This is a genomic window from Pseudoalteromonas sp. SG44-8 (genome assembly GCF_014164125.1).
Taxonomy (GTDB): Bacteria; Pseudomonadota; Gammaproteobacteria; order Enterobacterales; family Alteromonadaceae; genus Pseudoalteromonas; species Pseudoalteromonas rhizosphaerae.
The window spans coordinates 69357-83206 of sequence record NZ_JACJEQ010000001.1 but is presented as its reverse complement, the minus strand read 5'-3'; the positions used below and the strand labels follow the sequence as shown (position 1 = coordinate 83206).

General features: G+C 41.3%; 11 protein-coding genes. All 11 read right to left on the bottom strand.

Annotated elements, in window-relative coordinates:
* Nucleotides 1-2 precede the first annotated feature (2 nt).
* The 11 genes from H5163_RS00370 to tagF all read right to left on the bottom strand — a co-directional run bounded on the left by H5163_RS00370 (nt 3) and on the right by tagF (nt 13845).
* Complete coding sequence (locus H5163_RS00370; protein WP_182719402.1) at nt 3-419, bottom strand: hypothetical protein; 417 nt, start codon at nt 417-419, stop codon at nt 3-5.
* Between the two features lie 17 nt (nt 420-436).
* Nucleotides 437-2458, bottom strand: a complete 2022-nt coding sequence (locus H5163_RS00365; RefSeq protein ID WP_182719407.1) for a type VI secretion system Vgr family protein — start codon at nt 2456-2458, stop codon at nt 437-439.
* 34 nt (nt 2459-2492) lie between these two features.
* Nucleotides 2493-5231: a type VI secretion system ATPase TssH gene (gene tssH, locus H5163_RS00360; protein ID WP_182733906.1), complete on the bottom strand. Its 2739-nt coding sequence runs from the start codon at nt 5229-5231 to the stop codon at nt 2493-2495.
* A 27-nt stretch (nt 5232-5258) separates the two neighbouring features.
* A complete protein-coding gene (gene tssG / locus H5163_RS00355; protein WP_220491355.1) occupies nt 5259-6242 on the bottom strand; it encodes a type VI secretion system baseplate subunit TssG in 984 nt (327 codons plus the stop codon).
* Nucleotides 6239-7957, bottom strand: a complete 1719-nt coding sequence (gene tssF, locus H5163_RS00350; protein ID WP_145242483.1) for a type VI secretion system baseplate subunit TssF — start codon at nt 7955-7957, stop codon at nt 6239-6241. The genes tssG and tssF overlap by 4 nt, the downstream gene beginning before the upstream one ends.
* A gap of 24 nt (nt 7958-7981) precedes the next feature.
* Complete coding sequence (gene tssE, locus H5163_RS00345; RefSeq protein ID WP_145242485.1) at nt 7982-8389, bottom strand: type VI secretion system baseplate subunit TssE; 408 nt, start codon at nt 8387-8389, stop codon at nt 7982-7984.
* Nucleotides 8390-8443: 54 nt separating this feature from the next.
* Entirely contained in the window at nt 8444-8929 is a 486-nt protein-coding gene (locus tag H5163_RS00340) for an Hcp family type VI secretion system effector (RefSeq protein ID WP_007584479.1), read from the bottom strand.
* A gap of 244 nt (nt 8930-9173) precedes the next feature.
* Nucleotides 9174-10700 (bottom strand): type VI secretion system contractile sheath large subunit, encoded by a 1527-nt coding sequence (gene tssC, locus H5163_RS00335; protein ID WP_145242487.1) that lies wholly within the window; start codon nt 10698-10700, stop codon nt 9174-9176.
* A 10-nt stretch (nt 10701-10710) separates the two neighbouring features.
* The gene (tssB, locus tag H5163_RS00330) at nt 10711-11232 is read right to left on the bottom strand and encodes a type VI secretion system contractile sheath small subunit (RefSeq protein WP_182733904.1); all 522 of its coding nucleotides are present in this window, start codon (nt 11230-11232) and stop codon (nt 10711-10713) included.
* A gap of 64 nt (nt 11233-11296) precedes the next feature.
* Complete coding sequence (locus H5163_RS00325) at nt 11297-12856, bottom strand: TssA family type VI secretion system protein (RefSeq protein ID WP_182733902.1); 1560 nt, start codon at nt 12854-12856, stop codon at nt 11297-11299.
* Entirely contained in the window at nt 12853-13845 is a 993-nt protein-coding gene (tagF, locus tag H5163_RS00320; RefSeq protein ID WP_182733900.1) for a type VI secretion system-associated protein TagF, read from the bottom strand. The genes H5163_RS00325 and tagF overlap by 4 nt, the downstream gene beginning before the upstream one ends.
* Nucleotides 13846-13850: the final 5 nt, after the last annotated feature.

Genomic DNA, 13850 nt, shown 5'->3' with positions numbered 1-13850 from the left:
TGCTAATTAAGCCTAATTGGCCAGCCAGCCAAGGTAAGGTCTTGCTCGCTGTTTGCTGTAATATCTTGCCCTTCAAGCACGATAGTGCCGTCTGCATATACCTCAACACTACCCTTGGCCGTTTGTAGGCTAACACTTTGCTGGGCTTCAATAACGATATGCCCTTGCGAATTATTAATTTGCGCGGCAGGTGCTTGATCCGCTTGCGCTAAGAGCGCCGTTACAATAAAGCCTTGTGCGCTATGTACAAGTAATACATTAGCCCCTACTTCTGCGATGCTGACATGTGCGCCTTGCGCAATAACTTGATGTTCAACATTATTAATTAATACCGCTTTTACACGGCCAAAACTGTCGACACGACTCACACACGCTAAATGTTGATCGTGATTGAATATACTTTGGATCTGAGCGCTCATAATAAACTCCTTTTCAACTAGTTATTACTAATTGCACTGCCTTTCACGGCGATATTACTGGCCGATAAAGTAATACTTGTCGCATCAATGGTTAAGTTACCACCGGCATCAATTTCAATACTCGCACCGCCTTGACTCAATTGCAGTGATCCTTGACCATCCGCTTTAATGGTAATATTTGCGCCACTACTAATTTCTATATCGCCATTGGGGGCTTGCAGTTCTAAATTGCCGTCAACCGAATATGCGCTAACATCTTGTTCACCTTGTAATTTAAGCTCTTGATCCGCTTTAAGCTCTAAGCTGCCATCGGTTGCTTCAATACGTGTGTTTGAGGTGGCTTTGAGGGTTAAATCTGCCGCCGATGTTACTGTGATATCCCCTTCGCGGGTTTGCATTTGCAAGTTATTCTCTACCCGCGTAGTAAAGTCATTGGCAACCGTAAAGGTGGCGTCGTTTTCAGCAACAAATTGCAGATTTTCTTTCGCTGATATTTTTACATCGCCATCTACAGACTTAAGCGTTGCTTGATGGGCGCCATTGGTGGCATCGAGTAATAGTTGGTTTTTATTATTTTTATTAGCAAGGCTAATTTTTTCTTCGCCTTTTTTATCATCCATTATTAAACTGTGGCCAGCTTTAGTAACGAGCTTATTCTCGGTCGGATTTTGGCTGGTAACTGGGTTAGGTGCATTTTGGTTGTATAACGCACCTAAAATAATGGGTCTGTCTAAATCACCATTTTCGCCACAAACTAATACCTCAGTACCTTGTGTAAGCGGAAAGTGCATGCCATGACCACTGCCACCATAAGGTTGCATTAAGCGTGTTGGGCGGCTTTGTTGGCCTTCACCATCTTGATTAAATGGCAGTTTTACTACGTAATTACCATCATCATCAATTTCTTGCTCTACTAGTGCGTTAAAAGTTGCAAATACACGTCTTTCTGGAAGTAACTGTGCTTTAAACTGTTGATCCGATGGGACCAAGTACGCCTGATTTTTATAAGTTAAGCCTTTTACGTTAGCGCCATATTCCACACCTGCTTGCTGGCTACCCTTATGATCAACACGCACAACCAAATATTGGCCATTATGATCTGGATGATCATAAATAGTTAAAATCATTCCTGGTCTAAGCGCCCTGCAATCACTGTCGATAATCAATTGCTCTCGTTGACAATCAAACGCTTGCTGACGCGTTTTAGCAAGCGTATTGCCCTCGCCAGAAGTTGCATAGTTATTACCATAATGACTGTCTTCACCAAATCCTGGTTGCGAAGCGCTATTTTGCGCCGATACCTGTAAATTACCTGGTGCGCGGTAGTTATAATCGTTTAACGCAATACTTTGCGGCTGAAGTTGGGCTTGGCGACTAATTGCGAAGATTGTTTCGCTAGTACGTACTTGCCCAGATGGTGGCACATAACTTAAGTTTACTTCATCAAACAGAGCCGCAATATCTTTGCTGCTATTGCATACTTTAAAAGTGCAATCCGCGTCAGTTTGCTCAACAAAACTATAAACAAAGCCATGTTTACGCATTAAACGCGTAACAAATTCATAATCAGTTTCGTTATATTGCACTGTCATATCTAGGCTAGGGCCGCTGGCTTGCATGCTAAATTTTTGCATTGGGAAGCCCGCTTTATTAAACACACTTTTAATAATGGCAGCGGGATCCATCGCCGTAAAAACACGATTGGAATGTTGATGCTTAAGTAAAGTTAAATAAGAACTCAACACTAACGTGTAATGATAACCTTGGTGACTTTTACCATGGGCTACAAAACGACTTAGTAAACCTGAGATAGTCCGATCTGTCATAGACCACACCAAACTCAAACTGGCATCTTTACCTAGCAACGTTTGCGCAGTTAAATGTTCCTGACTCAATACTTGAATATTAAATTCATAGTCTTCACATAAGCTATCATTAATTGATGTGAAGTCAGTTACCTGCACCATGCCATCAGGTAAGCCTTGTATACTTACGCTAAAATGACTGGTATTCGCTTTATGTTCACTAAAGATGTCCATGAGTCCCATTTTCAATCCTTTTTTATCTATTAAATTAGGCGTTATCGGCAAATATTGCGGTGATTTCGTCTTGCTCATCAACCGTTAACGTTAAAATATCTGGCATATCTTCTTGCGCCATATATTCCAAAATAGATTTAGCAATTCCCGGTAAAATTTGTCGTTCAATCACTGCATTTACCATCCGAGCACCGCTGTCTGAAAGCTGGCATTGCTGAGTTAACTTACTCAATACACTTGCATCAACACGCAGTTGCATTTTATGATTTGTAGCAAGACGCTTAGCAATCGCTTCTAGTTTTAAACTAACAATTGCTTGCAGTGCATCTTGATCAAGCGCTAAATAAGGCACTACTTGCATGCGTGCAAGTAAAGCTGGTGCGAAGAATTGTAGTAACTGTGGCTTAATTAATTCACTTAACGCACCAATTGACGGCACTTGCCATGGGCTACCATCTTCATTAATCGGTGCATCCGTTGGATTGAGTGCGTCATTAATGGCTTGCTGCTGCTCAGTCGGTTGTTCTACATCATCGTCTTGCTCTGGACTCAAATCGATCACTGTTGGTGGTGTGCATGCATCAATTAGCTCTGCTGAACCTAAGTTAGACGTCATGATGATCACGGTGTTTTTGAAGTCAATTTCACGGCCTTCACCATCACGCATATTGCCGCGTTCAAATACTTGATAAAACATGTTAAGCACATCTTTATGCGCTTTTTCTACTTCATCAAGCAAAATTACTGAGTATGGGCGCTGTCTTACCGCCTCAGTTAATACACCGCCTTCACCGTAACCTACATAACCAGGAGGTGAACCTTTAAGCTGCGATACTGTATGCGACTCTTGATATTCACTCATATTGATAGTGGTTAAGAACTTCTCGCCACCAAACAATTGCTTAGCTAAACAGCGGGCTGTTTCAGTTTTACCAACACCGGAGGGTCCGGCAAGTAAAAAGACCCCTAACGGTCCTTGTTCATTACTGATCCCCGCTTTGCTGACACGTAATGCTTGCGCAATTTTTGCCATACCCGCTTGCTGCCCGATCACTTCTTGACCAATTGCCGTTTCTAAATTAATGAGGTTACTGATCTGATCTTTAACCATGGCACCAACAGGTACACCGGTCCACTGAGAAATTATTTGTGCCACTGCATCAGCGTCTACTTCGCTAAATAAGCCATTATCTTGACTGTTTTGCTCTTTTAAAGTTTGGCGCAAGCTAAGTAGTGCAGCACTGTCTTGTTCGCTTGCATTGGTTGCTTGTTTAAATTCGTTGATCTGGCTTAAAGTAGCAATTTGTGACTCGCGGGCACTGGTTAATGCAGCAAGTTTAGCTTGTGCAGTATTTAACTCTTGCTGTAAGTACAATAACTTATCCATATCGACAGCTAAACCTTGCTCGCTTTCACTGGCAATACTGGCAATCCGAGTTTGTAAATAATTTATATGCTCTCGCTCAGATTCAATTGCAGCTGGATCAGTTGCAAACGACATTCTGACGCGAGCTGCTGCTGTATCAAGTACGTCAATTGCTTTATCTGGTAACTGACGACCTGTGATATAACGAGCTGACAATACAACAGCCGCTTCAATGGCATCATCGGTAATTTGGATATTATGATGTTGCTGATATTTATCTTTTAAACCCGCTAGCATAAGTTGCGCAGCTTGCTCCGTTGGCTCATCGACTTTGATCAGTTGAAAACGACGCTCTAATGCGGCATCACGCTCAAAGTACTTTTTATACTCACTCCAGGTGGTTGCTGCCACTGTGCGTAATTCACCTCTGGCAAGAGCGGGTTTTAATAAATTAGCCGCATCGCTCATACCGGCATCGCCACCCGCACCAATTAAGGTGTGTGCTTCATCAATAAACATAATGATCGGCGTGGTTGAGTTTTTAACTTCGTCAATTACTGTTTTTAAACGGCGCTCAAACTCGCCTTTAACACCTGCGCCAGCTTGTAATAAGCCCATGTCTAAGACTAATAAACGCACACCTTTTAATTCATCAGGTACTTGACCATCAATAATACGCTGTGCAAAACCTTCTACTACGGCGGTTTTACCGACTCCCGGATCACCCACTAAAATCGGGTTGTTTTTACGACGACGACATAACACATCCACCATCATGCGTATCTCGTCGTTTCGCCCGAGTACAGGATCAATTTTTCCTTGCTTAGCTTTTTCGGTTAAATCTTCACAATATTCATCAAGCGCGCCGCCACCTTCACTTTGGCCATTATTTTGCGTTTGCTGAGCTGTTTTTGCCTGTGGGTTTAAACGCTCGCTTGAGTTTTGACAAATTTTATCGAGGTTTTCGGCTAAAAAGCGTGAGTCAATTTTATCTAGCAACGCTGGTAATTGAAGCACAGGGCTATAAGGTAATAGCTCCGTGAGTGCATCAAGCAATGCAGCACCGTTGATCCAATTACTTTTATGCTGCACATTAGCGCTCAACCATGCGCGTTCTAACCATTCATATAAACGACGAGAAAACACCGGCTTACTTTGGTTACCCGCAGGTTGACGATTTAAAAAGTCAAGCAACTCATGCCATACCGCATCTTGATTAATATTAAAAAAGTGAAATATTTGTTCTAAATCGCCACTACTGCCCTCTTCCATCAACTTAATTAGTAAGTGTTCAGGCAGCACTTCAAAATGACTACGACTGCTAGCAAACCCTGCAGCAGACTCAAGCGCGGTCGCGGTATGGCCATTTAGCTTGTCGATAAGTTGTTTAATGCCTTTTGCATCCATTGTTTTGTCCTTAAATCTGGTTTCTTACTAATGTTGATATTGAAGATGGGTATAGCTGTGTACGGTTGTGTTTGCCGCAGCACTACCTAAATAACTGTTGTGTCCAAGTATTAACGGTGACACACCGATTGCCTGTTGCTCTACAGCTTCGTTAGCCACTTTGATTTGGCATAACCACTGCACATTATTTGGTAAGTGAGTGCTTAATAACGCCGCCATTTTTTTACCTTGCTCATGCAAAGGGTTCAAACTAATGGCAGTTTCACTGTCTACAGGGCCGATGGCAATTGTTAAAATACTGCCACTTACTAATACTTTGCTACCTAATACCGCAGAACCACCGAGTACCATCTGAGCATCATCACCAAATGTACTTGGGGCATCAATTGTTTGCCAATTAGCGCGGGTATCGTCAACATGCAGCTCTTTCACTGCAAGTGTATGTTTCAGTAATTGAGTTAAGCCTGCTGCACTGGTTTGTTTTAAGCTAGCAATGCCGCATTGTACTTTTTGATCTGTTTTTGTAGATAAAATGGCTTCTATTAAATGATCAAATTGATCTGCACCACGTCCTGCAACATTGATTTGTGACTTTTTCCACGCCTGAAAAAGTTGGCAATATAAAATATGATTAAACATATCTAAAAATTGCCGAACCCTGTCACCACTTTCGTCATCACTTGCTGCTTGCTCTAACAGGTAATGCGGCATTGGCGCATCAACACCATACAAACCCAAGAATGACGTTGATAAACTGAGTCGCCCGCGTCCTTGGTTATCTAAGCTACACGCACGTACATCAGTTGCTGGAAAGCCAAGCTCTTTATAGGGCTTAAACATCACCCGCTCACTAATGCCTTTGTCAAGTTCGTGAGGCGTTGCCCAATGCTTTTCAATTAAGCTCATCGCTTTAAATAAATTAAACTGCCAAGGCTTAGCAATTAATTGCTCAATCGGTTTGGGCAATTTAGCCCAAACGGGATGCTTTATGGCTGGTTCATGCACACTCATAATTGATAACTCTTGCCCGGCTCAATATCCCAACACCAGGTTTTATAGCTAGGAATAGCATTAACGCGAGTCTGCACACTTTCATTAATTGGTGCGTACATTAAAAAGAATTGGTGCAACATATTACAAAAATGATAAAGATCGGCATCGCACACAAACTTACTTTCATCGATATCAATTAATACATCTACGCCTTTAATAAAAATTCCACGCTTTATTTGGCTGATCGGAGTAGCCGTTATTTTTTGAATGCTCTCAATACGCAAGCGATTCTCAGCCTTTTGCGACCAATCAAATAGCACTAATAAACGTTTAAGCTCGGTTACTTGAGTTATTTGGGAAAACTTAACATTAAGTAAGCTGATCAGCTGCCAATGTTTTGGTTGATCTGGGCACGGTAAATAATTAGTAGGCCTAATAACATTCTCAACCTCGGCAATACTTGGCATATCGCGCCCGCCAATATTTAAATCACCTTCTTGCAGTAGTTGCCGAGGCCAGCCTGCATTAAAAGCAGTTAAATCAACAGATAGTGTTTCTTTTTCATCATTTAAATTGAAAGGCAACTGTAAGTAATGAGTTGGTGCAGCTGCACCCACATCTTTAGTTAATACGGTAAATAGCTTTTTCTCATCTTCAAATACACTTTGATAACGAGGTGTATAATCATAGGTTTTACCACTGAGCGAGTTGCGCCCCATTACCGAATCGACGGTGTAACTGAAAATATGATCGGTACGATTTTGATCTGCTGTGATCATATAGTCGGTACGATTGGGTTCGATTCTGATTGGCTCTGCCGCTTGGGAAAATAAATTAATTGCAGGCACGCAGTTTATCAGTAGGTTTTCACGGGATAATTGGTGTCCGGGTGGTAATTTACTTGAGCCACGAAAAACTATTTCAAAGCGGTCTATATGATCTGCAAACTCAACGTCTTGCAAACCTGTAAAAGTTAAAAAGTAAAAACGATCTTTGGCATTAAAGTAATCTAGTAATAATGCATAGCCTGGATGGCTTTGCTCAGCACTCGGTAAAAGAGCCCCATCAATATTTAAATAACTGGCACTGCAACCTTTTACTTTAAGCTTTTTATTATGCTCAAAATGCGCAGGGCCAAAATCAAGTTCAGCATGTTTCTCTGCCGTTTGCAGCAGCTTAAATAAAGAGCTACATAACGGGGTATCGCCGCGTAAATAAAACTGCAAGTTTGATAAGTCATAATTTTTACGCTCACCTTGGCATACAAAACGTAAACCAATGCGCAGCTCTGCACCTAAATGTGATTCTTGATAGCGCACATGCTCAACATCGAATGGTGCTACTGTTAGATTATGCGTGGTGGTAAAAGTAATATTTTTATGATCAACAACAGCGGTATCTGCTTTTAATGTGAGACCCTTTTCAATCATGTGGGTCTTTTGCATTGCCAGCTTAGGGCTAAATTTAACTACCGTACTTGAAGGGTAATAACTAAGCAGAATAGGACATAATTGACGCAGCACTTGCTCTGACACTTCTGGTACTGATTCATCCAAGCGTTTTTGTGTGTGCGCAGTTAAATACGCCATACCTTCGAGTAAACGCTCGATATGCGGGTCGCGATCTTTTAAGGCATCAATATTTAACATGCCCGCATGCTCAGGATAATGTTGTGCAAACTGTTTACCGGCCTGCGTTAATAAACGCATTTGAGCATCAAAATATTGCTGCATTAAAATATCCTTTTCATTGAAATATTAATCACCATTTTTAGCGTGCTGCATTACATCAGCCTTACCGCCTGATTCAAACCGCGTGTTTAACTTAATACATTGGCCACTGGTTAGAAATGCTTGAATATCCAGTCGGATCACGCAATTTTCTTCACGTATTTCCATTGGAATAACATTGGCATAACGCACTCTTGGCTCATATTTCTCAATCAATTTTTTAACCTCAAACGCCAAAGTATGTTGCGAATAAGGCAAACCTTCGTAAATATCTTCAACATCGGGCAAACCATAATCAGCCAAATGCTTTAACACCCCACGGCGAGCATTAAGCAGCTCATTAAGATGGTTACAGACACTATTTTGCTCATCAGTCTGAAAACCTTGATGTCCATTACGAATGACAGGTTGAGTTAAAAAATCGAATAAAGCCATGAACTTACCTCTGATAAAAGGATATGCTTGCGCATACCCTTTAAAAATTCCGACTTATCGACCTTCAGTCCAAGAGTCAGAGAACTCGATGTTGCCATCAAGGTATGTCCAAGTAATGCGCTTATAACGTAAACATACTGTTTCAAGGTGCGGATAACGCTCCTTGTCTAAGTCTTTTACGTTGTGCATTGTTGGTGAGATTGACGTAATTTTTACATCTTCCAACTTGTGGCAGAAATACTCACGCTCAGTCCCTGTGTCATCGATACGGTACCATTTAAGCTCAAGTTGCTTAAGTGTTTGACCGTTCGAGCACGCTTTGTACAGATACGGTGTAGCTGCATCTACCGCTTTAGTAATTACAAACGGTTCATGCTTACGTGTACCTGTAAGTTCACCCGTGTCGTTATCTGTAGGAATGCGAAGTTCATGATCAAAGTGTAGGATCTCAATTGAACCTTCACGCTCTGCAACAGTTACAGAACCTTTGATGTCATTACCTTGGTCATCCTTTAACCACATATACGCTGGAATTGCCATTTCATTATTCTCCTTTTAGAATGAAGTGTTTCCTGTTAGTTGGCATTGGCATAAACAACCATGTTTATGCCCCCCCAAAAAGCCCTCTGCTTCATGCCACTGGGGAACATGTCCCAAGTTGGATGCAACCAACTTGGGGCAATCTTTTTCATAACGTTTTTTACACCAACCAGCTACTCACCAAATTGACGTATTTACACTTTAAAAGCCTGCGTTAAATGCGTTTCATCGGCGGCTTGGCAGTTCATTTTTCGCCAGGCATCTGCCCTACTAGTGCTAAGCGCACATCAATACCTTCCACTTGGAAATGTGGCACTATGTACGTACTAACACGGTAATAACCTGGGTTACCCGGAATTTCAGCAACAGTCACTTTGGCATCTTTTAATGGATGCGTTGCAATTAACGACTCATCAGGGTTATTCATTTTAGTAACTAACGCACCTAACCAATCGTTAAGCTGCTGCTCTAATTCATGGCGAGGTTTACTCGAACCTATGTTTTCACGCTGCAACACTTTTAAGTAATGCGCAATGCGCGATACTAAGAAGATATACGGTAAACGCGAGTTAATACGTGCGTTTGAGGTTGCTTCTGGCGTTTCAAGCACTTGTGGCTTTTGCGCACTATTAGCTGAGAAGAAACACGCAAAGTCTGAATTTTTATAATAACTAAGTGGAATAAACCCTTGGTTAGCAAATTCAAGCTCTTTAGTCTCTGAGATCAATACTTCTGTTGGGATCTTAGTTTCTGAGCCTTTACCTGCTTCGAATGAATGAAGTGGTAAATTCTCAACTTTACCGCCCGACTGTGGGCCACGAATGTTAACTGCCCAACCATTATCATGGAAACTGCGAATAATATTGGCGGCAAAAGCAAACGTTGCGTTACCCCATAAATAGCGCTCATGGTGTTCACTGTTTACATCTTCTTGGTAGTTAAAGTTACGCAGTGGATTAGTTTCACCATACGGTAAGCGCAATAAGAAACGTGGGAACGCTAGGCCGATATAGCGTGAATCTTCTGATTCACGGAAGTTTTTCCAACGTAAAAATTCAGCACGCTCCATGTACGAACCAATATCTTGAATTTTAGATACTTCATCAAGTGAGTCTTTCAAGAAAAACTTAGGTCCTACGCTGCCCATAAATGGGCAGTGCGCCGCAGCTGATACGCGTGAAATTTCTTGTAGTAATGAAACATCTGGCGCTGAACAATCAAACTCAAAGTTCGATACCATAGTCGATACCGGTTCGCCACCTGGGGTGTCGTAATCTGAGGTATAAACATGCTTGTACAATGCTGATTGCGTGGTATCAGGTGCTTCTTCAAAGTCATCACGCAGGGTTTCTTTATCAACGTCGAGCATTTCGATTTTGATGTTGGCATTGTTTGGCGTGCGATTAATTAAATAACGCAATGAACGCCAAGCTGATTCCATTTTTTGGAAGTTTGGATTATGTAAAATCTGGTCTAACTGCTGTGAGATAATCGTATCAACTTTCGCAATATAGTCATCTAACAACAACTTATCGATACGCGTAACTTCTTGGCCGCTGCTGCCAGCCATATCTAAAAATACATTGATTGCCGCTGTTAAACGCTCATTCGCACGGGTTTCAGCAAGGTTGCTGGCATCACGAAAAGTGTCTAATTTGATCTCATCTGCAACTGGGGCAATATCGACCAAGTTACAAAGGCTTTCGTAGGTTGATACCGGAGCTTGCTCAATTGAATGAGCTGCAACGTTTAATTGTTCTTGCATTGACATGGTAACGTCCTTATTCAGTAACTGGGTGTTTTTCGTCTTCAGAAGCAAGCGGGGCAATTTCATCCAGCTTAGCTTTTAACTCATCAAGTTCTGGCTGGTTTTGTAATACCCGCTCTAGTTCTTTACGTAATGATGAGTTATCCAAAAGATTCGATTTCAAGTCACGCAGTAAGTTACGCATTGCCATCATTTTATTTAACTCAGGTACCTGTGAAGCAACTGATTCTGGATCAAACGATTTAAACGAATCAAACTGTAAATTCACGTTGATCTCGCCATCGCCTTTGATCTTATTAGCAACTTGATAGTTTGCCTTTGGTGCCATATCTTTTAACACTTGCTCAATATTATTTTTATTGATTGTTACGCGTTCACGCTCAGCAAGGTCTTGGGTATTTAAACCATTAGAGTAATCACCAATTACCAGCATTTTTAGTGGCAATTCGCTTTTTTGCGATGCGCCATCCGTATCAAGCTCTAAAGAGATATTGATCCGAGCTCTTGGGATCTCTTTTTGAAATGTATCTGTCATGTTTCTTCCTTTGCAGTTTGTATCAATTCCAATTAACCTCGACCCATTAGTCAGGCTCTTGTAACTAAATCCAAGCTATTGCTTGAGCCGGATTGGTTACCATCATTCGCTGACTAATTTGCTTAGCAGCTAAACTCATTTCATCACTTTCTGCCAACGACAGATTGGCGTAACATTGCTTGGCAAAACGCCATACTTCCATGCAAAAATGTTGTTGCCACTTCGCTAATTGAAAAGTTTCAATTTGCTCAAGTAATTCGGTTAAAATTGCCAAAGCGTGTTCATAATGCTCCGCTTTAAGTAACAACTTGGCTTTTAATAATTGGCTTTGTGATTGGTCAAACCCGGTAGGGGTACTTAATTGCTCAACCTTGCTAAGCGCAGCACTGAGTTGTCCTTGCACTACTTCATCAGCCAATAAGCTATAATGTTCATCAAAAATATTGCCTTGCGAATTATTGCTTGCTGGCGTTTGTGCATTGCTAATTTCAAGTAACGTTTCTTTATTGGCTGGGCTGCATAACCCTGTGCCATCGTCGTACTGTAAATGAGTTAAAAGCGGAAACTGACTAGTTAAATTAATCAATTGCTGCTCAAGCCAGTGACTTAGCTTGCCTTTATTTAATTGTTTTAACGCACTTAATACCAACATTTGTAAGTTGAGATTAAATTGCATCGCACCTTCCATAAATAAGCCTTCAGCAAGCATGAGTGCCTGCTCTGGTTGTTCACTGGCAAGTGCATTTTCAATCGGTGCAAAAGCCGCAGCTCTTGGTGCTGGTAAGCGTGTTTTACCATTTTCATTAGCCGGTATTTTCAACCCAGACCAACGTGCAGCACGTGATAATTTAATCACCCGCTCGATGTTATTTTGTTCTTTATCAAAATTCAGTAATTCACGAATAGCTGATAAATAAGCCGTGTCACTGCTGAGATCACCAACCGTAATACTTGCAACTTGACTTACAGAGCTGTGCACTGATGATGTTGAATGTATTGCCGGTGTACCGTCGCTTGGTGCTTGTTCAGTATCGTCTTTACTAACAACTGACGGCTCGACTGCCTTTGCAACTGGGTTGCGTTTCATTTGCTCGTCAGTCCACTCGTTTAAAGTAGATAAAGGACCTGATTCACTATCTAATAATGGTACTGAGTGTTGGTTGTAATCGGTTAATACCGCATCTAGTTCGGCCCATTGTTCTGCGGTTGCCGAATGACTTTGCGAAATCCCTTTTAGACGTTCTTGTTGCTGTAAAAACCAGGTATTTACAGCACTGCGCATGCGCTCTTTAAGTGGGTGTACGTCGTTGCTAAAATCAGCCAATATCTTATTAAACAATTTGATTGAACTAATTAACCCCTGCACCCCAAATTCACTGGTTGCAGCTAAGCATAAGTAACTAACAATACGTAAATCTTTACTCTTATTCTGTAATAAGTCAGTTGCTTGAATAAACATCACTTTAAAATCAACCTCACCAACACCCGATGAAGATGCTTTGAGACTTTTAAATGTTTCTTCGTATTTTAAATCTTCGCCACACGGTAAACCTTGCAATGGTGCAGCAAGTTCATCCAGCCATAGTTGCCAGCTATTGTGAGTATGTGGTTGCTTTAAACTCATGCTTTACACCATCGTCTTAGTGCATCGTATACACTTACGTTATCCATATCGGCAAAATTAATACTGTAGTCACTTGGTACTTTGCTCAGTGGTAAATTCGTCAAATCAATAATTTGTGTTGATTTGTCTTCATTTAACCAAATCGAGCTAAAATAGGATGCCGATACAGGACGACAAAACACCGTTAAACTAGGCGCATGATCTTCACACCCTAGTTGATAAAAGAACCACGGTTGCCAGTTGTGATCAGCAACCACAGATGCTATTAAATGCAGCCAAAACCCAGCGGCCAAGGCGCTCTCATGACTAAACTGTGGCATTGGTAAACGAATACCAAATTGACTGCGTAGACAGCCTCTATTTGCAATCGACTTCAATACTGCAGATAGTTCTTCAATTAATACAGCACGCTTATGCACATCATTCATCTGGAGATGCTGCCACAACACACTCATCGGTATCATGCGCAGTTTATCTAGCTCTTGATTTAAATTTGGTTGTTGCTTCAACGCATCAGCAACCTTGTTATAAGCATGAGCTTGTTCCGCCATCGCATCAATTGATGGCGCTTCTTTAATGCGATCATTCACACCAATTAAGTGCTCAATCACATGACTAGCATATAAAAACAAAAATGCTGGATGGCGTTTATAAGTGTCTAATCCGCTATGTATAAAAGAGCTAAAAGGGTAAAAACGGCCACTACTATCTTTACTTGGTTGTAAAATACCAAGCAAACTACTGTCTTCACTGTTCCCAGATACAAAAAACAACGATTTAACACCATTAAGTACAGCAACATTATTCGCCTTTCGACCACGATTAAGGTGAGCAAATCCTTCTTGTAACCAATGATCAAATGCCACTGATTCACGCGATGAAATATTTAACTTCACAAAATCGGGTCGTACTGGTGTTTTCCCCATATAACCGTAAGAAAACTGTTTTACTAGTAACGGCGATTTCTTTTTAGAAAATAAATTAAACATAACCG

Excerpts from the sequence above, each read along its gene's own strand:
- H5163_RS00370 (WP_182719402.1), bottom strand. The coding sequence starts at position 419 with ATGAGCGCTCAGATCCAAAGTATATTCAATCACGATCAACATTTAGCG.
- H5163_RS00365 (WP_182719407.1), bottom strand. The coding sequence starts at position 2,458 with ATGGACATCTTTAGTGAACATAAAGCGAATACCAGTCATTTTAGCGTA.
- tssH (WP_182733906.1), bottom strand. The coding sequence starts at position 5,231 with ATGGATGCAAAAGGCATTAAACAACTTATCGACAAGCTAAATGGCCAT.
- tssG (WP_220491355.1), bottom strand. The coding sequence starts at position 6,242 with ATGAGTGTGCATGAACCAGCCATAAAGCATCCCGTTTGGGCTAAATTG.
- tssF (WP_145242483.1), bottom strand. The coding sequence starts at position 7,957 with ATGCAGCAATATTTTGATGCTCAAATGCGTTTATTAACGCAGGCCGGT.
- tssE (WP_145242485.1), bottom strand. The coding sequence starts at position 8,389 with ATGGCTTTATTCGATTTTTTAACTCAACCTGTCATTCGTAATGGACAT.
- H5163_RS00340 (WP_007584479.1), bottom strand. The coding sequence starts at position 8,929 with ATGGCAATTCCAGCGTATATGTGGTTAAAGGATGACCAAGGTAATGAC.
- tssC (WP_145242487.1), bottom strand. The coding sequence starts at position 10,700 with ATGTCAATGCAAGAACAATTAAACGTTGCAGCTCATTCAATTGAGCAA.
- tssB (WP_182733904.1), bottom strand. The coding sequence starts at position 11,232 with ATGACAGATACATTTCAAAAAGAGATCCCAAGAGCTCGGATCAATATC.
- H5163_RS00325 (WP_182733902.1), bottom strand. The coding sequence starts at position 12,856 with ATGAGTTTAAAGCAACCACATACTCACAATAGCTGGCAACTATGGCTG.
- tagF (WP_182733900.1), bottom strand. The coding sequence starts at position 13,845 with ATGTTTAATTTATTTTCTAAAAAGAAATCGCCGTTACTAGTAAAACAG.